The organism is Gordonia alkaliphila (assembly GCF_039542465.1).
Classification (GTDB): domain Bacteria; phylum Actinomycetota; class Actinomycetes; order Mycobacteriales; family Mycobacteriaceae; genus Gordonia; species Gordonia alkaliphila.
The window spans coordinates 248,757-270,446 of sequence record NZ_BAABIE010000003.1; the positions used below are offsets into that span (position 1 = coordinate 248,757).

General features: G+C 69.0%; 19 protein-coding genes. 9 read left to right on the forward strand and 10 right to left on the reverse strand.

Going from position 1 to position 21,690, the window contains the following annotated elements:
- Positions 1–159: 159 nt before the first annotated feature.
- From ABD989_RS04980 to ABD989_RS04995, 4 genes are all read left to right on the forward strand, one after another.
- Positions 160–1,164 (forward strand): alpha/beta hydrolase, encoded by a 1,005-nt coding sequence (locus tag ABD989_RS04980; RefSeq protein ID WP_246993266.1) that lies wholly within the window; start codon positions 160–162, stop codon positions 1,162–1,164.
- Between the two features lie 174 nt (positions 1,165–1,338).
- Positions 1,339–1,938 carry a DUF937 domain-containing protein gene (locus tag ABD989_RS04985; protein WP_246993264.1) on the forward strand — a complete coding sequence of 200 codons (600 nt, stop codon included), beginning with the start codon at positions 1,339–1,341 and terminating at the stop codon, positions 1,936–1,938.
- Positions 1,939–1,988: 50 nt separating this feature from the next.
- Positions 1,989–3,809 (forward strand): DUF2207 domain-containing protein, encoded by a 1,821-nt coding sequence (locus tag ABD989_RS04990; protein WP_345312649.1) that lies wholly within the window; start codon positions 1,989–1,991, stop codon positions 3,807–3,809.
- 70 nt (positions 3,810–3,879) lie between these two features.
- Entirely contained in the window at positions 3,880–4,452 is a 573-nt protein-coding gene (locus ABD989_RS04995; protein WP_246993260.1) for a LemA family protein, read from the forward strand.
- 28 nt (positions 4,453–4,480) lie between these two features.
- Here ABD989_RS04995 and ABD989_RS05000 read toward each other — a convergent pair whose 3' ends face one another.
- Positions 4,481–4,732, reverse strand: a complete 252-nt coding sequence (locus ABD989_RS05000; RefSeq protein ID WP_246993258.1) for a hypothetical protein — start codon at positions 4,730–4,732, stop codon at positions 4,481–4,483.
- A gap of 60 nt (positions 4,733–4,792) precedes the next feature.
- On the opposite strand from ABD989_RS05000, the gene ABD989_RS05005 reads away from it, so the two are divergent.
- The gene (locus ABD989_RS05005; RefSeq protein WP_246993256.1) at positions 4,793–5,179 is read left to right on the forward strand and encodes a YccF domain-containing protein; all 387 of its coding nucleotides are present in this window, start codon (positions 4,793–4,795) and stop codon (positions 5,177–5,179) included.
- Positions 5,180–5,197: 18 nt separating this feature from the next.
- On the opposite strand, the gene ABD989_RS05010 is transcribed toward ABD989_RS05005, so the two are convergent.
- Positions 5,198–5,773 carry a Rho termination factor N-terminal domain-containing protein gene (locus tag ABD989_RS05010; RefSeq protein ID WP_345312650.1) on the reverse strand — a complete coding sequence of 192 codons (576 nt, stop codon included), beginning with the start codon at positions 5,771–5,773 and terminating at the stop codon, positions 5,198–5,200.
- A gap of 223 nt (positions 5,774–5,996) precedes the next feature.
- On the opposite strand from ABD989_RS05010, the gene ABD989_RS05015 reads away from it, so the two are divergent.
- The 3 genes from ABD989_RS05015 (at position 5,997) to gdhA (ending at position 9,784) form a co-directional block, all read left to right on the forward strand.
- A complete protein-coding gene (locus tag ABD989_RS05015; RefSeq protein ID WP_345312651.1) occupies positions 5,997–7,595 on the forward strand; it encodes a DUF6777 domain-containing protein in 1,599 nt (532 codons plus the stop codon).
- 142 nt (positions 7,596–7,737) lie between these two features.
- On the forward strand, positions 7,738–8,301 hold the full coding sequence (locus ABD989_RS05020; protein ID WP_246993248.1) for a DUF2812 domain-containing protein: 564 nt from the start codon (positions 7,738–7,740) through the stop codon (positions 8,299–8,301).
- 139 nt (positions 8,302–8,440) lie between these two features.
- A complete protein-coding gene (gene gdhA / locus ABD989_RS05025; protein ID WP_246993246.1) occupies positions 8,441–9,784 on the forward strand; it encodes an NADP-specific glutamate dehydrogenase in 1,344 nt (447 codons plus the stop codon).
- Positions 9,785–9,872: 88 nt separating this feature from the next.
- Here the strand turns inward: gdhA and ABD989_RS05030 are convergent, their stop codons facing one another.
- From ABD989_RS05030 to ABD989_RS05065, 8 genes are all read right to left on the reverse strand, one after another.
- Positions 9,873–11,144, reverse strand: a complete 1,272-nt coding sequence (locus ABD989_RS05030; RefSeq protein WP_345312652.1) for a PucR family transcriptional regulator — start codon at positions 11,142–11,144, stop codon at positions 9,873–9,875.
- 13 nt (positions 11,145–11,157) lie between these two features.
- Positions 11,158–12,576 (reverse strand): phytoene desaturase family protein, encoded by a 1,419-nt coding sequence (locus ABD989_RS05035; protein WP_246993243.1) that lies wholly within the window; start codon positions 12,574–12,576, stop codon positions 11,158–11,160.
- Positions 12,573–14,381, reverse strand: a complete 1,809-nt coding sequence (locus ABD989_RS05040; protein WP_345312653.1) for a DUF3556 domain-containing protein — start codon at positions 14,379–14,381, stop codon at positions 12,573–12,575. The genes ABD989_RS05035 and ABD989_RS05040 overlap by 4 nt, the downstream gene beginning before the upstream one ends.
- A 129-nt stretch (positions 14,382–14,510) precedes the next feature.
- On the reverse strand, positions 14,511–15,977 hold the full coding sequence (locus ABD989_RS05045) for a class I adenylate-forming enzyme family protein (protein WP_345312654.1): 1,467 nt from the start codon (positions 15,975–15,977) through the stop codon (positions 14,511–14,513).
- A 141-nt stretch (positions 15,978–16,118) separates the two neighbouring features.
- On the reverse strand, positions 16,119–16,967 hold the full coding sequence (locus ABD989_RS05050; protein ID WP_345312655.1) for an acyl-CoA thioesterase: 849 nt from the start codon (positions 16,965–16,967) through the stop codon (positions 16,119–16,121).
- Positions 16,964–18,157 (reverse strand): thiolase family protein, encoded by a 1,194-nt coding sequence (locus tag ABD989_RS05055; protein WP_345312656.1) that lies wholly within the window; start codon positions 18,155–18,157, stop codon positions 16,964–16,966. Before ABD989_RS05055 ends, ABD989_RS05050 begins: the two co-directional genes overlap by 4 nt.
- Positions 18,158–18,331: 174 nt before the next feature.
- On the reverse strand, positions 18,332–19,099 hold the full coding sequence (locus ABD989_RS05060; RefSeq protein ID WP_246993232.1) for a hypothetical protein: 768 nt from the start codon (positions 19,097–19,099) through the stop codon (positions 18,332–18,334).
- A 103-nt stretch (positions 19,100–19,202) separates the two neighbouring features.
- A complete protein-coding gene (locus ABD989_RS05065; RefSeq protein ID WP_246993230.1) occupies positions 19,203–20,012 on the reverse strand; it encodes a thioesterase family protein in 810 nt (269 codons plus the stop codon).
- Between the two features lie 246 nt (positions 20,013–20,258).
- Between ABD989_RS05065 and ABD989_RS05070 the strand changes: the two genes are divergently transcribed.
- Positions 20,259–21,572: a cutinase family protein gene (locus ABD989_RS05070; protein ID WP_246993228.1), complete on the forward strand. Its 1,314-nt coding sequence runs from the start codon at positions 20,259–20,261 to the stop codon at positions 21,570–21,572.
- Positions 21,573–21,690 lie beyond the last annotated feature (118 nt).

The following is a 21,690-nucleotide window of genomic DNA, read 5'->3' on the forward strand; positions in this document are numbered from 1 at the left end:
ATCGCACCGCCGGGGAGATCAGCTTCATTGCTGGCCCGCTCGGAAGAACCGAGCGCAGTAGGTCAAGTCTGCCACGCCGCGGCGACCGGACGCAAAATCGGCTGGTGATCCCGCCGAAACCTGCCCGCAATGAGGCATTTCCGCCGTAGCGTCTCAAGGGTGAGCAGCACAGAGGTCTCCGACGGTCTGGCCGGGCGCGGCTCGCTGCGCGCCCGCACTCTCAACGGCTACGCCTGGCGCGCAGCGCGCCCGATGATGGGGGTGGTCAGCCGCGTACCGCTGGTGGGTCCGGTGGCCCTGACCACGGTGCGGCCGGCCCTGAACAGCTCGCTCGCCGCCATCAGTCCGGTGCCGCGCGGCACCCGCACCACCGCGATCAAGACCCGGTACGACGACGGGCACGTGCGCGGCGAGTGGGTTCACGAGGCCGACCGTCACGGCGGCGCGCTCCCGAATCCGGCCTCCGGCCGCAGCATTCTGTACTACCTGCACGGCAGCGGCTACCTCATCTGCTCGCCGCGCACCCACCGCGGCCTCGTCGCACGCCTCACCCGGCGCACCGGCATCGGCGCGTTCAGCCTCGACTACCGCCTCGGACCCCGCCATCGCTTCCCGGCCGGCGGCGACGACGCCATCCGCGGCTACCGCTGGCTGCTGAATCAGGGCTTCGCTCCCGAGCAGATCATCGTCGCCGGCGATTCGGCCGGCGGCCATCTCGCGCAGGACCTCATCGCCGCCAACCATCGCGACGGGATTCCGCAGCCGGCCGCCATGCTGCTGATCTCCCCGCTGTACGACCCGTCGTTCGACATGGCCTGCGCACTGGAACGCACCGGTGTCCGCGACCCGCACATCGACGCCGTCGCCGCTCAGCGGCTGCTCCGCATGTACGTCGGCGGAGCTTCCGGCGCACACACCCGGATGCGGGTGGCGCTGACCCCGGACATGACGATCCCCGACACGCTGATCCAGTACGGCGCCCGCGAGGTGATGGCCGACGACGCCCGCGCCATCCACGCGAACATCCTGGCCGCCGGCGGAACCTCGGAGCTGCAGCAGTGGCCCGGTCAGGGGCACGTGTTCCAGATGTTCCCGTACTTCACGCCGGAGTCGCGCAAGGCCGTGCGACAGGCGAAGGACTTCCTCGACCGCCACGTCCGCTGACCCTGCTCAGACACCCCGATACGTGGGCCGACGGTGCCCTGCAGGTGTGGGGACCCGTTGCGCCACCGGCGATTTCACTCTCCGCACCGCGCCGCCCGCTGCCTAGGAGCACGCCCACCACGGAACCTCTCGGTTGCAACCGAATCGCCGTGTCGCCGTGGCAGAATCCGAGCCATGGCTGATCTCAACGGACTGCTCGACCGTCTGCCCCTGGACCAGCTGGCCGCCCAGACCGGCGCCAGCACCGACGACATCCGCGCCGCCGCGGCCCAAGCGCTGCCGAGCCTCGTCGCGGGCCTGGCCGCCCAAACCGGCGACGAGGCCTCCACCGCGAACCTCGCGGGCGCGCTGGCCCAGCACGACAACGACCTCGCCCAGGGCGAGATCGACCTCGCGCAGGTCGACACCGCCGACGGCGAGAAGATCGTCGGCAAGCTGTTCGGCGACCAGACCGACACCGTCGCCCAGGGGATCAGCGGTGCCGTGCCCGCGGCCGGTGTGGACCAGGGTCTGGTGCAGAAGCTGCTGCCGCTGCTGGCTCCGATCGTGCTCAGCTTCGTGATGTCGAAGTTCGGCGGCAAGTCGTCGACCAGCGGTCAGGCCTCCGGCGGCGGCCTGGGTGATCTCCTCGGCGGGATGCTCGGCGGCGGCACGCAGAGCAGTGGCGGCCTCGGCGGCGGTCTGGGCGACATCCTGGGCAGCGTTCTTGGCGGCAAGGGCGGCGGCAACAATCCGCTCGGGTCGATCCTGGGCGGCATGCTCGGCGGCAAGTAGTCTGACTCTCCCGTTCGCCGACCGGTGGCGGAACACCTAGGAGCGAATCTATGAAGCGCGTGCTCTTGTCGTTGGCGGCGCTCGTGATCACCTTCATCGCCATCTTCGTGCCCGCCTTCGGCTTCACGTCGTCGTCGGATTCGGTGAGCGCCGACCCGGTGGTGGTGACCGACTACAAGGCCGACGTCACCGTCCACCGGGACGGCTCGCTGGACGCCGTCGAGACGGTCACCGCGGAATTCCCGTACGGCCGACACGGCATCTTCCGCTTCTGGGACGTGGCCGACGCCGCCAACCGGGGCGTGCGGTACCCGCCCACGGACATCTCCATCACCGTCGACGGCACCGCCGTGCCGTTCGACCTGAGCTGGGAACAGAGCAACCGGTTCCGGGTCGCGAAGATCGGCGACCCGGACCGCTACGTGACTCCCGGCTCGCACACCTACGTGATCAAGTACCGCGTGGAGAACGTGCTGGCCCCGGGCAACTCCCCGCCGGGCCGCAACGACACCTCGAGCTGGGGCAACGACGACGCCTCCCGCCTGATCTGGCGCGTCGTGGCCGACGGCTGGCAGATGACCATGCTGCGCACCGAGAGCACCATCCGGCTGCCCGCCGAACCGCTCGCCTTCACCTGCGCCACCAACCGCGGCGTCGAGTGCACCATCACCGCACCCGATGCCACCACCCGCGTCGTCACCACCGGGCAGCTCGCGCCGATGACCGGTGTCGCGGTCCGCGCCGACCTACCCTTCGCCGCGCCCGACCGGACCGTGCTGCCGTGGTCCATCCGCTTCGATCCGGTCTTCGGCCGTTCGGTGACCGGCCTGATCATCGCGCTGGTGCTGTCGCTGGTCACCTTCGGCCTCGGCCTCTGGTGGACCCTCCGCAGCCGGGAGTCGGCACCGTTGATGCCGGTCATGTACGGGCCGCCGGAGGACCCGCAGGTCTCCGGGGCCGTCCTCGGCCCCGCCCAGACGTTCTTCGTCGCCAACGAGACCATGCCCAAGCGCGCGCTCGTGGCCACGCTCTTCCACCTCGCCGAGATCGGCGCGGTGCGCCTGGACCGCAACGGCAGCGACTGGACGGTGACGTCGACGGTCTCCCCCGAGGTCGACCGCCGTCTCGACGCCGCCGACCGCGCTCTGCTGCAGAGCCTCGGGCTCGGCACCGCCGGCAGTTCATTCGACGCCGACGGCTCGGTGTCCGCCGGCCGCGCCCTGAACGGCGCGCAGAAGTCGCTGGCCAGCACGGTCAAGATCTGGGGCTCGTCCAGCGGCACCGTGAAGCACAGCGGCTCGGAGAACCTCGGCCGCGTCGCAGTGCTCTTCGCCCTGTGCATCGCCTTCGTCCTGGCCGTCTTCCGCTTTGTCCCGGCCACCATCTGGGCCCTGCCGCTGGCGGCGTTCGCCATCGGCGGCGCGGGACTGTGGGCCTCCGGGGTCGGGACCCGTCGGACGCGACTCGGCCGCCAGGTGTGGTCCCGCGCCTCGGGCTTCGAACGCCTGCTGTCGACGCGCTCCAATCAGGAGCGGCTCGACTTCAGCGCCCGCAAAGAGCTGTACACCCAGTACATCCCGTACGCGATCGCCTTCGACTGCGCGGACGCCTGGGCCGACAAGTACCGCTACAGCACCGGCGCGGAGCCGCCCGAGCCCCTGTGGTTCGGCGGCGGCTTCTACGCCGGGCACGGCGTCGGCGGCTTCGGGGCGGGCGGATCCGCCTTCGACAGCTTCGAATCGAGCCTGTCGTCGTCGTTGTCGGCCTACACCGCCTCCCAGTCGTCGTCGGGCAGTGGTGGTGGCGGCGGCGGTTTCGGCGGCGGCTTCTCCGGCGGGGGCGGCGGCGGTGGCGGCGGCGGCTCGTGGTGAGTCGGCCTCGGCGGGCACCCGCGCACAACACGCATACTGACAGTCCCTCCCCTATCGAAAGAGGAATCCCATGGTCATCGTGATCATCGTGCTCGCCGTCGTCATCGGCCTCATCGTCCTCGCGGGCGTGATCGGCGTCGTCGGCTTCAACAAGCTGCGCAAGGCCGACATCACCTGCGAAGAGGCCATGGGCGGCATCGACGTCCAGCTGACTCGTCGCGCCGACCTGATCCCGAACCTGGTGAACACGGTCAAGGGCTACGCGGCGCACGAGGCCGGCGTCCTCGAAGCGGTGACCGCTGCCCGCGCCAGCCTCCAGCACGCGGCACAGGGGTCGAGCGTCGCGGAGAAGGCCGCCGCCGAAGCGCAGATGGGCGGCGCCCTGGGCCGACTCTTCGCCGTCGCCGAGAACTACCCGCAGCTGCAGGCCGCCCCGAACTTCCGGGCGTTGCAGACCGAGCTCGCCGAGACCGAGAACAAGCTGTCCTTCGCGCGGCAGTACTACAACGACGCCGTCTCCCGCCTGAATCAGGCCGTCAAGACGCTGCCGTGGATGCTGTTCGCGCCGATGTCCGGCGTGAAGGCCCGCGAGTTCTACCAGGCCCCCGTCGGCCACACCCAGGCCCCGAACGTGCAGTTCTAGTCGGGATCCGGTGCCGGCCGGTTACTCGTCAGGGTTCCCAGCGCTCGCTGCGGGAGGGATAGCGGACACGCAGAACGCTGTAGAGGTAGGTGGTGACCAGCCAGGTGGCCGCCGCACCGAGGAACCACCAGAGCCACCCGTTCAGCAGCGAATCCCGCACCGCGGCCACCACCCACAGAATTCCTACGAAGACGGTCACGATGGTGGCGACGAAACGCAGTACCAAGACAATGGTGGCAAGCGTCGACCACAGCGCTTCCCGCGCCACCTGTGAGCCCATTGCTTCACCCTAACGCGCAGGCTTCACCCGCTGATCGCGGGTGCGGCGCACAATGAAGTGATGAAGACGATCCTGAACATTCTCTGGTTGGTGCTCTGCGGATTCTGGATGGCCATCGGTTACGTGGCCGCGGGAATCATCTGCTGCATTCTGATCGTGACCATTCCGTTCGGCATCGCGTCCTTCCGGATCGCGAACTACGCGCTCTGGCCTTTCGGACGGACCGTGGTGCGTGATCCGAGTTCCGGTGCGCCGTCGACGATCGGCAACGTGATCTGGCTGATCTTCGCCGGCATCTGGCTCGCCCTCGGCCATATCGCCACCGGGATCGCGTTGTGCATCACGATCATCGGCATTCCGCTGGGCATCGCCAGCTTCAAGATGGTGCCGGTCTCGCTGCTGCCCCTGGGCGCGCAGATCGTTCCGGCCGACGACCCGCGCGCGTAGTTCCCCAGCTGGTAGTTATCAGCCGAGGGCAGCGAGCAGCTCGGCCTTCTTCATGCTCGAGTAGCCCTTGATGCCCTTGGCCTTGGCCTCTGCACGCAGTTCCGCCACGGTCTTGGCCTTCGCACCGGCGGGCTTGGCGGCGGGGGTCTTGGCCGCGGGGGTCTTGGCCGCGGGGGTCTTGGCCGCGGGGGTCTTGGCTGCGGGGGTCTTCGGTGCCGCCTGGGCCTTGGCCGCGGTGACCTGCTTCTTGGCGACCGGCTTGTCCAGCGCCGGCTTCTTCGGTGCCGCGCTGATGGCCGCCGCTTCCTCCTTCTTGGGAGCTTCCTTCTTGGGAGCCTCCTTCTTCGTGGCTTCCTTCTTCGGGGCTTCCTTCTGGACTGCGGGCTTTGCGGTCGGCTTCGGAGCCGACTCGACGGCGGGCTCGGCGGCCGCCTCCGACGTCTTCGGAGTCACCGCGGGGGCTGCCGCGGCCGGCTCGGAATTGCGATTGCCGCCCACCACCGGAAGGGCATCGCGCAGTGCCATGACTTCTTCGGTGAGGCGACGGATCTGCTCCTCGAGGCGCTTGATCATCTTCTTCGGTCCACTGCTCATGTCTGCCCTTTCAGCGTGCGAGTCGGAATGCTGCGAGCCCTTCGGCCACAGCCATTGTGACCCGCGGTCGCGCGAATGTGCAGCACCGACGTGGCCGGATTCGTCGACGTCGCGTGTCCCTCCAATGAGGGAAATACCGCCGAAGCGCTAACCCAGCACGCGCATCTCACGATGTGTAGATGAGGCCAGCCCGGTTCTTCCGTCGCTCACAAGGAGTCCAGCCATGACGTACCCGCCGATCCCACCTGGTACCCCACATCCCGGCCACGGCCCGATGGATCCGACCACCGCGGCGCTGGCTATCGAGCGGCGACGCAGTTCCCGCCGACTCACCATCATCCTCGCCGCGACGGTGGTGGTCTTGGCGATGATCCTGGCGGTCGCCGCCAATCAGGTGTTCTTCGCCAAGACCGGCAAATCCCTGATTCCCGGGCTCACGCTGCGTGCCGCGAACGACGCCGGACCCGATCCGTTCACCCAACCGGTGACGCTGGTCAACCGGGCCCAACCCGTACGCCCCGCGGTCCAATCCGCCCCGGGCAACGGTGTCCGCCTCGTGAACGGCACCACCCCCGGCTTCTACGGCACCACCGGCACCGCGGCCTGCGACACCGCCTCACTCGGCAATCAGCTGGCCGCCGATCCCGCGGCCGCCCGCGCCTGGGCGTCGGTCCAGGGCATTCGGACCGTCGACATCCCCTGGTACCTGAACTCCCTCAGCCCCGTCGTGCTGACCGCCGACACCTGGGTCACCAATCACGCCTACCGCGGCGGCGGCGCGTCGCCGTTCCAGGCGGTGCTGCAGGCCGGCACGGCGGTCTTCGTCGACGCCGCCGGCGTACCGCGCGTGGTCTGCGCGTGCGGCAATCCCCTGCGTCCGCCGGCCGCCGCACCGATCGGCGGGTACCGCGTCACGGGCGATCCGTGGCCCGACTACACCGTCAACAACATCCACCGCGTGACCTACAACAACACGTACGTCACCAACAACACCACCGTCGGGGCGACTCCGGAGCAGACCACCGTCGTCGCGCCGACCCTCACGCTGACCGATCTGAACGTGAACCAGCTGGTCGATCAGGTGGTCGGCGACACCATCGTGCTGCCGGACACTCCGCCGCCCGGCCTCCCGGACTTCCGCTCCCAGGCACTGCAGAACAATGCGGCCCCCTCCTTCGAATCCGACGAGGCGGCGCAGGAGCAGGGCCTCGCCGGTGCCGGCGACACTGCGGCGGCCCCGGCTGTCACCGAACGCGCCGAGAGCAACGGCAACAACCCCGAAAACACTCCGGTCGATCCGAACACCCCGACTTCCGGCGCACCCGACACCGCACCTACTGACGCCCCGATGACCGACGCCGCCGACACCCCCGGGGCCCCGGCGACCCCGTACGCCCCGGCGGCCACCGTCTTCGACGGCAGCGGCGACGCCATCGGTTCGCTCACCTACCGGGAGGTCGACGGCCGCGAGGTGACGTGCGAGCTGCCCGCTCAGTTCGAGGGCACCGCGGTGACACCCACCAACAGTGACTGCGCGCTCATGTTCAGTCCGGACGACCTGTTGTCGGCCCAGGTGAACGCCGCGGTGGCCGCCGACGGCAACCGTGTCTGGAAGCTCACGCCGGTCGGCCGCACCCAGTCCATCGAGGTGCTGCGCGCCCAGTGGCAGACCCTTGCCGCGCCGTCGACCCCCGAAACCCCGACCACCGAAACCCCGACGACCGAAACCCCGACCACCGAAAGCCCCACCACGGAGACCAGCGAGCCGTCGACGTCGACCAGCGAAACGGCCCCGACCTCGGGCGCGGTGCCGTCGTCCTGACCGGGCGGGCGGTGCCGCACCACACCCGCGGCCGGGAGAGACGTTGCTTACCTTTCGTCTCATCTCGCTTGCCAACGGCGACCGAGCGAGCCGACAGTGGAAACTGAAACACGTTATCCCGCTGTGGATTTGGAGGTCTCCGATGACTACTACGGCATGGCTGGCGTCCGTACGCCATCTCGCTCCGGGCTCGCTCGAGCGCTACCTGGAGAACCAGGCCGCTCGCGGTCGGCACCTGCACGACGTCGACGTCTGGAGCCCGCTGCGGCTTCGCTTCAACGACGGCGAGCCGGCGCAGGTCCGGTACGTGGTGGATCGTCGTGCGAATCCGGCGCCCGCCGACTACTACACCTTCCGTGAGGATCGCGGTTGGGACCACGTCGGCGCCGTCGGTCCGCTGCACGTCTGGCGGATGGAGTACGTCGGCGAGCGACCGGTCGGATTCATCAACGACGAGGTCTACCGCAACGCCCACCGCTGGAGCCTGAGTCTGGGCATCCTCGCGGCCGTCACCCTCCTCGGCGCCGTACTCCTGGGCATCGTCTCCGCGATCGATCCGGTCGACGGCGCATCTCCGCGCGACTTCTGGGCCCCGGCGATCGCTCTCGCCGCGGTAGGCGTGATCGCCGCGGTGCTGTCGGTGCAGTTGGGCCGTGGGGAACGGCCGACCGCGGCCGAACGCTTCCCCGAACTGGTCCATCACTGATCCTCGCGACCACCCGATCCGCGCCCAGACCGGGGTCCGATTGTCGCCGGTGGCGTCCGCGCCGATAGAGTTCTAGCGGAAATGCCCGGCCTGCGCCGGGTGACGACAGCTGCGTCTCTGCAGCGAAGGAGTTGTAATCGTGAGCGAATTGGGTGGTCCCCTCGAGGACGTTTTCGACGTTGTGATCCGACGGAACCCGGGTGAGCCGGAATTCCACCAGGCGGTTCGGGAAGTCTTCGAGTCTCTGAGCCCGGTGATCGACCGGCATCCCGAGTACCTCGACGTACTGACCCGCATGTGCGAGCCGGAACGCCAGATCATCTTCCGCGTGCCGTGGACCGACGATGCGGGTCGCGAGCAGATCAACCGCGGATTCCGCGTCGAGTTCAACTCGGCCCTGGGCCCCTACAAGGGCGGCCTGCGGTTCCACCCCTCCGTGAACCTCTCCATCGTGAAGTTCCTCGGCTTCGAGCAGATCTTCAAGAACGCGCTCACCGGCCTGCCCATCGGCGGCGGTAAGGGCGGCTCCGACTTCGACCCCAAGGGTCGCAGCGACCTCGAAGTGATGCGGTTCTGCCAGTCGTTCATGACCGAGCTGTACCGCCACATCGGCGAGTACACCGACGTGCCCGCCGGTGACATCGGCGTCGGCGGCCGCGAGATCGGCTACCTGTTCGGCCAGTACAAGCGCATCACCAACCGCTACGAGTCCGGCGTCCTCACCGGCAAGGGCCTCACCTGGGGCGGCTCGCAGGTGCGTCCGGAAGCCACCGGCTACGGCACGGTGTTCTTCGCCTCGGACATGATGAAGGCCAAGGGCCAGGACTTCGCGGGCAAGAAGGTCCTCGTGTCCGGTTCGGGCAACGTCGCCACCTACGCCATCGAGAAGATCCACCAGCTCGGCGGCACCGTGATCGCCTGCTCGGACTCCTCCGGCTACGTGGTCGACGAGAAGGGCATCGACCTCGAGCTCCTCAAGGAGGTCAAGCAGGTCCGTCGCGGTCGCCTGAGCGAGTACGTGGAGCTGCGCGGCAACGGTGCCACCCTGGGCACCGACAACAGCCTGTGGCACGTCCCGGCCGACGTCGCGCTGCCGTGCGCCACCCAGAACGAGCTCGACGCCGACGACGCGTCCGCGCTGGTCCGCAACGGCTGCCTCGTGGTGGCCGAGGGCGCCAACATGCCGACCACCCCGGACGCCATCAAGGTGCTCCAGGCGGCCGGCGTGAGCTTCGCTCCGGGCAAGGCCGCCAACGCCGGCGGCGTGGCCACCAGCGCCCTGGAGATGCAGCAGAACGCCTCGCGCGACTCGTGGAGCTTCCAGCACACCGAGGAGCGCCTGCGCAAGATCATGGGTGCCCTGCACGACAACTGCCTGGCCACCGCCGACAAGTACGACGCACCGGGCAACTACATCGTCGGCGCCAACGTCGCCGGCTTCGTCCAGGTGGCCGACGCCATGCTGGCCCTGGGCGTCATCTGATATCCGACTGCACCACGACGACGCCCCGAGCCGCACGGCTCGGGGCGTCGTCGTTGTCATCGGGCCCGTCGGCCGACAGGCCGCGCAATCAGGTCGCCAGCACCTCGGTGCCCAGGTACTCGCACACCGTCAGCGCCAGCGCCAGATCCATCCGATCGTGTCCGTCCGGGAGGATTTCGACGGCTTTGCCGATGCGGTACTTCACGGTGTTGCGGTGCAGCATCATGCGCTCGGCGGTGCGCACGTGGCTCTCGCCGTGTTTGAGGTATTCGGACATGGTCTCGCGCAGCACCTGGGCTCCGGCGTTGTCCCCGGCGAGCGGGCCGAGGATCTCCCGCACCCACGCGCGGGTGGAGGGCAGGTCGCGCGCCATCATCGAGACCACCGCCACCCCGCGATCGCCGTACCCGACCACCGCCGGTTCTTCGCGCGGCACCGCGGTCGCGACCTCGTAGGCCGCCCGCGCCTGCTGGTGGGAGCGACGAAAGCCGACGAGCCCGGGGCCCGGCAGACCCAGCGCCAGACGCAGATGCGCGGGCAGCGTCATCCGCGACTCGACCGTCGCGGTGTCCACCGCCGGTGTGCCCGGCCCGAGCGGAATCCACATCCACACGGTGCTGCGATCGGTCGCGGTGACGATCGGCGGCGCCACCGCGCGCACAGCTGACGCCAGAGTCCTCGCGGCACGATCGATCTCGGTGAGGACCACGGACGAGTCGGCGCTCCACAGGATCACTGCCTGGTGGGTGACATCGAGGCGGTATCCGGTCTCCGCCTCGAACGCCTCCGCTTCGACTTCCATCGACGACGAACCGTCGTCGACGAGGAGCTGGTTGACCGCCGACGACAGGACGCCGCCCTCGGCCCCGATCCAGCGCACGCGTTCGGTCTCGTACGCGTGGAAGACGTACTGGGTGATCCAGTCGATGTACTCGAACAGCACCACTGCCACGTACTTCGCGACCCGCACCGCGATCCGCTCGCTCACATCGATCTCGGAGAGAACATCCAGCGCGAGTTTGTTGAACTCGAACTCGCCGGTGCGGTAGGCCCGCATCAACGAGTTCGAGGGCACTTCGCGCTGCGCGAGCCGCAGCGCATACTCGACGGCCGCGGTGGTCGGCTGCAGATTGCTGATCGGGATGTCGTTGGACAGCACGTGGTTGATCGTCGTGATGTTGCCCTCGACGCTGGCCCGCAGCAGCGTCACCAAGACGGGGTCGCCGTCGAGGTGATCGATCTCGAGCATCCGTGCCGACATGTCGTCGACCATCTGCTGTTCGACGTCGCGCAGACGGCCGGCGACGACGCCGAGTACCTCGCGGAACTCGGCGTCGTCGTCGGCGATCGGCTTACTCACGAGGGCCACTCGGTCATCGGCGCCCGATCGAGCGCAGCGCGGAGTCGGCGGCGTGCATGCCGCACAGGCCGTGGATCCCGGCGCCCGGCGGCGCCGACTGCGAGCACAGGTACACCCCGTCGACCCCGGTCGCGTACGGGTCCAGTGCCAGCCGCGGCCGCAGGATCGTCTGCAGTCCGGTGTTGGCGCCGCCGATGATGTCGCCCGCGGCGTAGTTGGGGTTGTACTGCTCCAGGGCCATGGTGCCCGTCGAGGTGGTCGCCACGATGGTGTCGCGGAAGCCGGGCGCGAACCGTTCGATCTGCCGGATCACCGCCTCGGTGGCGTCACCGTCGAACCCCGGCGGCACGTGGGCGTACGACCAGATCGGGTTCAGGTCGCCGCTGCTGCGGCTCGGATCGGCCAGATACTGCTGCCCGACCAGGACGAACGGGTTCTCCACCAGCACCCCGGCGGCCCGCTGCTTCTCGGTGTACGCGACCTCGGCGAGGTCACCGCCCAGGTGCACGGTGCCCGCCCGGGCCGACTCCGGGTTGCGCCACGGAATGTCCCCGCGGATCACGAAGTCCACCTTGAAGGCCGACGACCCGACGCGGTAGCGCCCGTAGGCCTTCGCGATCCGGTCCGGCATCCGGTCGCCGTACAGCGACAACGCCTGCGATGCCGACAGATCCAGCATCACCAGGTCGGCATCCGGAATCTGCGAGCGGTCCGAGATCATCACGCCCGTCTCGATGGTGCCGCCGAGGTCGAGCAGCGCATCGGCCGCCGCCCGGGTGATCGCGCCGGAACCGCCGACGGCCACCGGCCAGCCGAAGCGGTGCCCACTCGCGGTGATCATGATGCCCAACGCCGCCGTCATCGGCGTATCCAGTCGGGTGAAGCCGTGCGCGGCCACACCCGCGTACAGCGCTCGCGCCGCAGGCGTGGCGAACAACCGCGCCATCATCGTGGCCGGCAGCAGCGCCCGCGGCCCGAACGCCGCCAGCCGGAACGGATGTCGTGGCACGTTGACGATCGGCCGCAGCAGGTCCGGCGCCAGCTCGTCGAAGCCCCGCACGATGTCGCCGAAGGCCAGCTTCCAGCGCCGTCCGTCGACGCCGAGGCCGGCGGCGGTCTCCTCGATCGACTGGTGCAGAACGCCGATGTCGCCGTCGTCGAGCGGGTGGGTGCAGTCGATCTCCGGCCACGCCCACTGAAGGCCGTAACGGTCGAGCCCGATCTCCTGCCAGAACGGGGAGCCCACGCCCAGCGGGTGCACGGCCGAGCAGTGGTCGTGGATGACACCGGGAACCTCGAGCTCACCCGAGCGCGCGCCGCCACCCACCTCGTCCCGGGCCTCCAGGACGGTGACATCGACGCCGGCGCGGGCGAGCCGGAGACCGGCGGCGAGCCCGTTGGGCCCGCCGCCGATCACGACAGCAGTCGTCATGACAAGCGCACTCCGCCGCGGCGGGGAGCATTCTCACTGCGCCAGTGGACGTCGATCGGGATGGGGCCGTCGGCGAGCCACGGCTGTGCCTCGACGGCGTCGCGCACGTTCCAGCGACCGCGTTCGATCACGCCCAACGCAGCGTCGATCACCATGTAGTCCTGCTTCCATCGGTGGATCGGCTGGGACTCGACCCAGACAACCGTGAACTCGCCGGGAGCGAAATTGCAGCGCCGCTGCAACGCCTCGATCATACGGTGGTTGTGGAGGTGGCCCTCTCCGAAGTTGAAGCCGACCAGCGAGTTGCAGGCGAACTCCGCCTCCCGGATCGTGTAGGCGTCGATCTCGTCACCGAACTCTCGGTACAGCACCGAGAACAGGCCGCGGCCCTGGCTGTGCAGCGAGCGCCAGGCGATGGTCTGCTGCATGGTGATCTCGGCGGCCTCGGGGCCGTAGTCCACGGTCAGCTGGTCGATCTGGTTCACGGTGGGCCGCACCACGTGCTGATTCAGCTTGTCTTCAGCGCCCGGAGTGAAGGCCCACAGGGCCGACGCCCAGTTGCCCGCGTACTGACGCATGGACGGCAGGAACGAGACCAGATCCGGGCGCAGGTTGCCCAGCACCGGGAACACCAGTAGCGCGATGACGATGCCGACGGTGAGCCAGCCCGAGCTCATGTCGGCGACGCCGAAGCCCTCCCAGGCCGGGAAGCCCCAGAACAGGAACACGGAGGCGAAGGCGAACAGGACGTTCCATTCCAGCGGCACGGCCAGCGGGAAGGTCGAGAAGATGAACAGGTGGAAGCAGACCATCAGGATGACGGCGGCCAGCGTCAGCCACTTGTTGACCGACAGGAGCAGGACCAGCGGGGCCGCGATCTCGACGATGGTGCCCAGCACGTGGCCCTGGAAGCTGGCCGCGCCCGAGGAACGCAGATCGGTCGGGAAGTTGCGGTAGTTGGCACGCTTGAGACGCTTGATCGTGAGCCACGGCGTATTGGAGATCATCGGCGGAATCACGGCGGTGAAGTGCAGACCGATCTTGGAGATACCGGCGCAGATCCACACGATGACGATCAGCAGCTTCAGCGCGACGATCATGTCGACGAACGGCAGGAACGCGAAGAAGATCACCGCGGGCAGGTACTGCTCGGCGCGAGCTGCCAGGAAGATCGTCTTGTCGCGCAGGCCCAGCAGCACCCAGATCGCCATCAGCGGGAAGAGCACCACGGGGTTGATCAGGCCGTGCGCGGGGTCGATGTGCAGCGGCGAGTTCGCCATCGCATCGGTGAAGCTGGTCGACTCCTTACCCGGCAGCACGATCGCCACCAGCAGGTTGATCAGGAAGGCCGCGTACAGCACGACGTCGAACACGGTGCGCGTGTCACCGCGAGTGCCCGGCACGGTGTCCGGCCACGGTGGCAGCCGGATGGTCTGCGGACGCAGCCAGAACAGGATGCCACCGGTCATCGGCTTGAACTTGCCGGCCAGCGGGCCCCAGGAACCGGCGACGCCGACGCCCTCGACGAACACCGTCCACAGGATGAGCTTCTGGTAGACGATCGGCTCGTTCCACCATTCGCTGATGTGCAGCGGGTTCAGCCCGGAGGTCAGGGTCGCCAGCGACACACCGCAGACGATGTACAGCAGCGCCACCTTCACCAGGTAGATGACGTGCACCACCTTCGCGGTGCCGAAACCGTAGTCGCCCCAGTGGGTGGCGAGGATGCGGATCCGTTCGGACAGCGGTAGCTGTCGGAACGTCGCCGGATCGACCGGCGGGAAGTCTCCTTCGGTGAAACCCATTGTCGTGCTCTCCTCTTTCGGATTGTCGCGGCCCGGCGGCTTCCAGCCGGTGCGGGCAGGGGTCATCGCGCCGAGAGCTGCTCGGCGTCGGGTGGGTGTTGATCGGGCTGGCGTCGGACGACGCCGCGGTCAGACGGCGGCGGCCTCGGCGCTGCGGCGCCGCAGGGCGGGCTTGTCGATCTTGCCGACCGGATTGCGCGGCAGTTGCTCGACGATGTGGATCCGTGCGGGCCGCTTCACCTGGGCCAGCCGGTCCTCGACGAACGCGGCCAGGGCCTCGGCGGTGACGTCGGCGTTCGGGTAGGTCACCACATAGGCGACCGGCACTTCACCGAAGAACGGATCGGGGGCGCCGATCACCGCGCACTCGAGGACGCGGGGCTCCGCCGACAGCGCGGCCTCGATCTCCTTGGGGTAGATGTTCTCGCCGCCGCGGATGATCATGTCCTTGATCCGGTCGACGATGCGCAGGTAGCCGTCCTCGTCGAAGGTGCCGACGTCACCGGTGTGCAGCCAGCCGTCGACGATCGTCTCGGCGGTCGCCTCGGGCCGGTTGAGATAGCCGCGCATCACCGCCGGGCCGCCGATGAGCACCTCGCCGCGCTCGCCGGTGGGCACGTCCTCGCCCGTCGCGCCGACGATCCGGATCTGCTGACCGGGCATCGCCGGACCCACCGTGCCGAGCTTGCGCACGCCGTCGATGGGGTTGCAAGCCGAGGCGCACGTGCCCTCGGTGAGCCCGTAGCCCTCGACGATCGGGATGCCGAAGCTCGCCTCGACCTTCTCCAGCAGTTCGCGGGAGATCGGCGCGGCGCCGCAGACGGCGAAGCGCAGCGAATCGGTGGCACCCGCGGGGATGTCACCGCGCGAGACGAGCATCGCGTAGATGGTGGGGACCGCGGAGAAGTAGGTGGGCTTGAGGCGTGCGACGTCGTCGAAGAAGCGGCTCGCCGAGAAGTGGCCGGTGATACTCACCTGTCCCCCGGCCATGATCGGCGTCAGGCAGCTGACCGCGATCGCGTTGACGTGAAACAGGGGCAGGATCAGCAGCGCGTGCCCGTCCGCGCCGACCTGGAAGTGCTCGCCGGCGGCCCGAGCGAAGAAGTGCAGATTGCCGTGGCCCAGTCGCACGCCCTTGGGCTGCCCGGTGGACCCCGAGGTGTAGATCAGCAGCGCGTCGTCGGCGTCGGTCGGCGCCGTGGGAGGCGTCCAGGCGGCGCTCGGCACCGTCGCCAAGGTCTCGACGTCGACAAAGGTGCGCTTCGCCGCGTCACCCACCGGCGCGGCGGCCACCACGACCTTCGCGCCGGAGTCGGCGAGTTGGTACTCGGCCTCATGGTCGGTGAAGCCGGGGTTGACCGGGGTGCCGACGGCCCGAAGGCGCCAGGCCGCGCTGAGGACCACCAGCAGTTCCGCCCGGTTGGGAAGGAACGTCGCGATCACATCGCCGGGTCCGACGCCCAGTCCGGCCAGTTGCTCGGCGACCGCTTCCACACGCTGCGCGAACTGCGCGTACGTCAGTTCCAACCGATCGTCGCGGACACACGGCGCGTCTCCTCGATACGCCAGGTCCCACGCGAAATACGTGCCTGTCACGGTCAACACCTTTCGTAGTCGGTTGTGACCATTGACACTATGGAGCTTTGCGGCACGGCGAAACGGCCTGCAGACACGAACTATCGGCGGAACTTTGTACCCGGAGCACAACCACCGAAGGGCCCGGGGTTCGCCGTGCGCTCACGACTGGGCGAACAGACCCTCCTGGGTGAACGATCCGACGCAGCGGCCGTCGACGGTGAAGACGTCGGCCACCACCAGCCCGCGACCGTCCGACGACGACGGAGAGCGCTGCGCGTACAGCAGCCACTCGTCGGCGCGGGCCGGCCGGTGGAACCACATCGCATGGTCCAGCGACACCGCGCCCCAGGGCCGGTCGCCGAGGTGCTCGCCGCCGACCGGGACGTCGTGTGCGGCGAGTCCCGCCGCCAGGGCGGTGATGTCGGACATCAGCAGCGCCCAGGCCGCGTGCGTGACGGGCTGGTCCGGCAGCGGACCGGCCGCGCGCAGCCAGGCCATCGTCGTGCCGTCCGGCGGATCCGGGACCAGCCGGAAGTCGGCGACGTTCATCGTCGACCAGATCTCGGTGAGGCCGCCCCACTGCTCGGCCCAATCCGCCAGCGTCGGGCACTGCTCGGGCGGCGGGACCGTCGGCATCGGCGCCTGATGGGCGACTCCTTCGCTGGGCGCGGCGACCGAGACCATGGCCGTCGCCAGCACGCGGTCCGCCTGCTCGGCGGTCACCGATCGGTTGGACAGTCGACGGCCGTCCCGGGTGCGCGTCACCGCGAACTCCACGCGGTCCTCGGAGTTGCCGGGTGCCAGGAAGTAGACGTGCAGCGAACGCGGCTGCGCGGGCTCGGGCACGGTGCGCGCGGCGGCCACCAGCATCTGCGCCAGCAGTTGCCCGCCGAATAGCCGTCGGGCGCCGAGGTCGATGTTGTCCGCGGTGAACCGGTCGTCGTCGATCTCGGTCAGCTCGAGCGCTGCGAGCGCGTTGGTCAGCGGAGACACGGGCGTCGGCTTCACACGCGCCGCACCACCACGGCGGCGCCGAGGCCGAGGCCGCCGGGGATCGCCAGCAGGGCGAACTCGCCGTCGACGCGCGCGAGCTGATCGAGCGCGTTGACCAGCAGCGACCCGCCACTGGCGCCGAGCGGGTGGCCGGTCGCGACGGATCCGCCGTTCGGGTTCACCCGGGCCGGATCCAGGTCGAGTTCGCGGGTCAGCAGCAGCGGGGACACCGCGAACGACTCGTTCGCCTCGATCACGTCCAGGTCGGCGGCGGTGATCCCGGCCCGCTCCAGCGCGTCCCGGGCGGCCTGCACGCCGGCGGTGAGCCGCGGCGAGCGCACCGCGGTCTGGGTGGCGGCGACGATCTCGCCGATCGGCGCCGTACCCAGCGTCGAGCCTGCCGACGCGGAACCGAGCACGGCCGCCGACGCGCCGTCGCACAGCTGCGGCGCCGTCCCGACGGTGTGCAGTCCGCCCTCCGGGCGCAGCGAGTCGGGGAGTTGCCGGGCCACCAGGTCCCACGAGGGATCGTCGCCGAACAGCGTGGCCACGGCGGCGAACCCGGCCAGGTCCGCGTCTGGACGGGCGCCCTCGTCGCGCGCGAGGACCACCGTGTCCCCGGGCCTGATCGGGATGACCGAATCCGACATCGGGGCCGCCGCGGCACGCTGGTGCGAGCGCACCGCGTAGGCGTCGAGCTCCTCGCGCGTGAAGCCGGCATCCGCGGCGGTGAGGTCGGCGGCGACGCCGATGGTGACGTACCCGGTCGCGTCTTGCAGCTCACCTTCGAAGGCGAAGCTCGGCTTATCGAACAGCATCGGGACCCGCGACATCGACTCCACGCCGCCGGCCAGCACCACGTCGTTCATGCCCGACGCCACCTTGGCCGTCGCGGTGCCGATGGCATCCAGCCCCGAGCAGCACAGTCGCGAGACCACACCGCCGGGAACAGTGTCCGGCCACTGCGCCCACAGCGCCGCGGCGCGGGCGATGTCGCCACCCTGCTCACCGGCCGCCGTGCTGGTGCCGATGACCATGTCATGGACCTGCTCGGGATCCAGTCCGCGCTCCCGCAACGCCCGCAGCAGCGTCGCGAGCAGCTCGTAGGCGGGGACGTCGGCGAGCGTGCCGCCGGCGCGCTTCACCCGCCCCTTCGGGGTGCGGACGGCGTCGTAGACGAAGACCTCCGAGGCGAACTGAGACACAGCGAGTCCTTCCGAGAGCGCTTTAGTTAGCAGTGTGACTGTCGCTACTATAATAGACAGAGTTACTGTGCACGACTTTCGCGAAGTCCCGGTCGGCAGCGGTGTCCGTACCCCGCGATGCCGAAAGCGGGGGCGGCCCGCTGATCTGGGCCGCCCCCGCTTTCGCGGGTACGACTAGTCGGTGCCGTTCGCGACGCGGTTGACGGCGGCAACGAAGACATCGTTGAACGCGTCGTCGTCGATCTCGGCGCCATTGGCGGACATGTACTGTACCGACACCTGGTAGCCGTTCACCTCGGCGAAGCCCAGCAGAGCAGACGACTTCACGGTGGTGCCGGAGATCTTGGTGGTGGTTTCCTGCTCCACCACGAGAGCCTCATCCGCCTTGGTCTTGGGCGCCTTCTGCACCTTCTGCTTCACCGTCGCCGTCGCTCCGGCGGTCTGCCCCTCGGTGAACATCATCTCGAGGTTGGCGCACTTGCCGGTGACCGACTTGCGCTGATCGTCCATGCTGATCTGCTGCGGCGCCACCGACGTGCTGAGGCTCGACGTGCCCTTGGTCGCCACGGCCAGGCCGATGGTCTCCAGGTCGATGGATTCCGGCAGCAGGCTCAACTGCACGCACGACGACGGCTCGATCTTCACGCCCTTCATCGCCGCGAGGACCTGGTCGGTCGCCGCCTTCAGCTGGCCCTGCGGGATCTCCTGCGCCACGAAGCCCTTCGGGAACTCGTCGGCGGGCAGCACCAGTTCCTTCGCATCACCGGTGAGCTTCGTCGACGTCGCGGTATTCGCGGTGGTCGCACCATCGGACCCGGTGGTGGTCGCGGCCGACGACGAGTCGTCGCTGCTGCTGCAGCCGGCCAACGCGATCACCGCGCTTCCCGCGATCAGCAGGCCGCCGAGCCGTCGGATCGGATTCTTCTGCACACGCACCGTCATCGCGGCACCCCTCTTCCGTGGATCAGCAGCATCCCCACTGAACACCGCCCCCCGGTGATTATGACCTACGCCTCAGTGCGCCCCGGACTGCACACCGCCGGAGCTACTGGGGATCCTTGAAGTAAACCAGCTGGTGCGTGGTGGCCAGCAGCACCGCGTCATCGCCTGCACCCGACCAGATCTGACCGTCCTGATCGAAGTGACCGTTTCCGAAGCGGACGCCGCGGGCGGTGATCAACAGGTGGTCGCTGCCCTGCGCGGTCAACTCGGCCGGCGTGGCGTGGAAGTAGGTGGTCAGGGAGATCGTCCCGGCCGGCATGAAGGTGCCGTGCCGCAGGAAGGCGCGCGGGTAGAAACTGTCGGCGATCGAGGCCAGCGAGGGGTAATCCAGCGACCGCTCTGGCACGTCGCGTAGCCAGAGCGTCGACGTCGAGTCGTCGCTGGCGCCGTCGTTCAGGCCGCCGACGACGAACCGCATGTCGTAGTTGTTCGCCCACGCGATGAAGTCGGGGAACCCCTGGGCGGCCACCTCCTCGACGGGCGGCGCGGCCGGCGGACGGGGCTCGGTGCTGCCCCACGTGGGGCGGTGCAGACCGAAGACCGCGCTGCCGGTGGACACCGTCGTACCGTTCTGCACGATCCGGATGACCCAGTGCTGGTTGGTGCGGTTGGTGCGGATGATCTCGGTGTGCAGGTCCCAGTCGCCGTCGGCGATGGGTGCCGCATAGTTCAAGGTCAGCGCCAGCGGCTCGCCGAGCACGTCCGGATGCTGCTGGAGGGCGTGGACCACCGTGGCCGCGGTGATGCCACCGAACGGACCCACCATGTTGGCGTACGCCGCATGGGTCGTCGCATGGAAGACGCCGGCCTCGCCGACGGTCACCGCGATCGCTTCGTCGAGTACATGGCTCATCCGTCGAACCCTACCCATCGCAAACCCTCCGGCGGCACCCCGCACATGTCAAAAGCAGGTCCGAAGTCATGGGTTTGCGCCAAATCTGTGCCGCTCAGGGCCGGTACGGGCACGGATTCGCCAAACCTACCGCTCATGAGGTATCTACATCACAAAGAGATACGACTGTGTGCCGGATCTCGATTAACAGAGATCCCCCGCGCAAACGGCCCCGCCCGCGCGCGCAGTTTGAGAAGAGTACGACCGATGTCCAGAAACACGGACTCCGGGCACGGCCGCGACCGACGAGGAGCCAGGTGGCTCCTGCTGCTGACGACGCTGCCGATGTTGATCATCACGGCGTTGGCGCTGCCGGTCGGCGAGGCCCGGGCGGCGCGCGCCTGCCCGCCTTCGCAGGAGTTCGCCGTCGGCGGCGTGGGCGACACGCAGAGTCGTTTCGTCCCGGGTGCCGCCGGGGCCACCCGCATCGCGTACACCGCCTCGCTGGCACCCGTCGGACTCACGCCGGGCGACGTCTCGGCGCGACAGGGCGAAGCCGCCCTGAACGCAGCGGCCCGGTCGTTTCGCGACCGCTGCCCGGAGAGCGCCATCCACGTCACCGGCTACAGCATGGGTGCGCTGGTCGCGGGGAACGTGCGGGACAGCTGGAACCGCGACCCGAAGATGCGCGTGAACACGTCGTTCACCCTGATCGCCGATCCCCGGTCCGACCACGGCGCCATGGCCAAGCTGCCCTCGGTCATCCCCGGCTTCACGCACACGGGTCGACGACCCTTCAGCACCATCCCGACCAGCTCCGTGTGCCGGTCCGGCAGCGACTTCATCTGCTACGTCGGCGATCCGACGCGGAATCCCCTCCCACTGATCGCCGGCGTCCTGGGCTACCTCACCGGGGATCACACCTATCGCAAGAGCGAAGTGACCGACACCCCCGGCGATCACCTCGTCGAGACCGCGACGCTCAGCGCCGGTCGGATCCTCCTCGCCGTGCTGATCCCCCAGTTCCCACTGCTCGGAGTCCTGGCGGCGCTCCCGGCGCCGGAGGAAGTGGAACCGCTGCTGGTGGTGGCGCAGGAGATCGCGCGCACCGTCGCCCCCGACCTGGTTCCGCCCGCGGAACTGTCCCTGGTCCGCTACATCCCCACTCCGCTGCGCGACTACCTGCCCCCACCGCTGGCGAACTCGGTGCCCGACGAGATCGGCGACATCGTCCTACCGGCGATCCCCACTCGCTTGGATGAGTTGGTGCAGCTACTCCTCGTCGTCCCCGGGGTGCTGACCACCGATCCACGCACCGACAGCGACCAGACCGCCGGCTTCGAGACGATCCTGCGGTTGCTACGCGCCACCGCGCCCACCCCTGCCCAGAGCACAACCGCCCGCGAGCGCTGGGATCGATCGAGCCTGCAGGCCGGTGCGGTCACTGCCGGACCCGCCCCCGTCGACGGCTGCGGCGCCGGAGCCCGACCGAAGGCATCCTGCGGTCAGTCCCTCAACGCCCCCGCGGTGATCAGCGGCGGTGGCCCCCAGGGCTACCGACCCCCGACCGACGACCGGTAGCGCCGCCGGCACGCAAATCTGTGCCATCGGGAAGCGTCGAACTGCGCCAACATTAGTTGTGTATTCAAGTATTTGTAAGGTAATCCTTGCCTACTTCACAGTAATCCACTATTAATGA

Excerpts from the sequence above, each read along its gene's own strand:
- ABD989_RS05070 (WP_246993228.1), top strand. The coding sequence starts at position 20,259 with ATGTCCAGAAACACGGACTCCGGGCACGGCCGCGACCGACGAGGAGCC.
- ABD989_RS05020 (WP_246993248.1), top strand. The coding sequence starts at position 7,738 with ATGACTACTACGGCATGGCTGGCGTCCGTACGCCATCTCGCTCCGGGC.
- ABD989_RS04995 (WP_246993260.1), top strand. The coding sequence starts at position 3,880 with ATGGTCATCGTGATCATCGTGCTCGCCGTCGTCATCGGCCTCATCGTC.
- ABD989_RS05065 (WP_246993230.1), bottom strand. The coding sequence starts at position 20,012 with ATGAGCCATGTACTCGACGAAGCGATCGCGGTGACCGTCGGCGAGGCC.
- ABD989_RS04985 (WP_246993264.1), top strand. The coding sequence starts at position 1,339 with ATGGCTGATCTCAACGGACTGCTCGACCGTCTGCCCCTGGACCAGCTG.
- ABD989_RS05040 (WP_345312653.1), bottom strand. The coding sequence starts at position 14,381 with ATGGGTTTCACCGAAGGAGACTTCCCGCCGGTCGATCCGGCGACGTTC.
- ABD989_RS05060 (WP_246993232.1), bottom strand. The coding sequence starts at position 19,099 with ATGACGGTGCGTGTGCAGAAGAATCCGATCCGACGGCTCGGCGGCCTG.
- ABD989_RS05005 (WP_246993256.1), top strand. The coding sequence starts at position 4,793 with ATGAAGACGATCCTGAACATTCTCTGGTTGGTGCTCTGCGGATTCTGG.
- ABD989_RS05010 (WP_345312650.1), bottom strand. The coding sequence starts at position 5,773 with ATGAGCAGTGGACCGAAGAAGATGATCAAGCGCCTCGAGGAGCAGATC.
- ABD989_RS05000 (WP_246993258.1), bottom strand. The coding sequence starts at position 4,732 with ATGGGCTCACAGGTGGCGCGGGAAGCGCTGTGGTCGACGCTTGCCACC.
- ABD989_RS05035 (WP_246993243.1), bottom strand. The coding sequence starts at position 12,576 with ATGACGACTGCTGTCGTGATCGGCGGCGGGCCCAACGGGCTCGCCGCC.
- ABD989_RS05015 (WP_345312651.1), top strand. The coding sequence starts at position 5,997 with ATGACGTACCCGCCGATCCCACCTGGTACCCCACATCCCGGCCACGGC.
- ABD989_RS04990 (WP_345312649.1), top strand. The coding sequence starts at position 1,989 with ATGAAGCGCGTGCTCTTGTCGTTGGCGGCGCTCGTGATCACCTTCATC.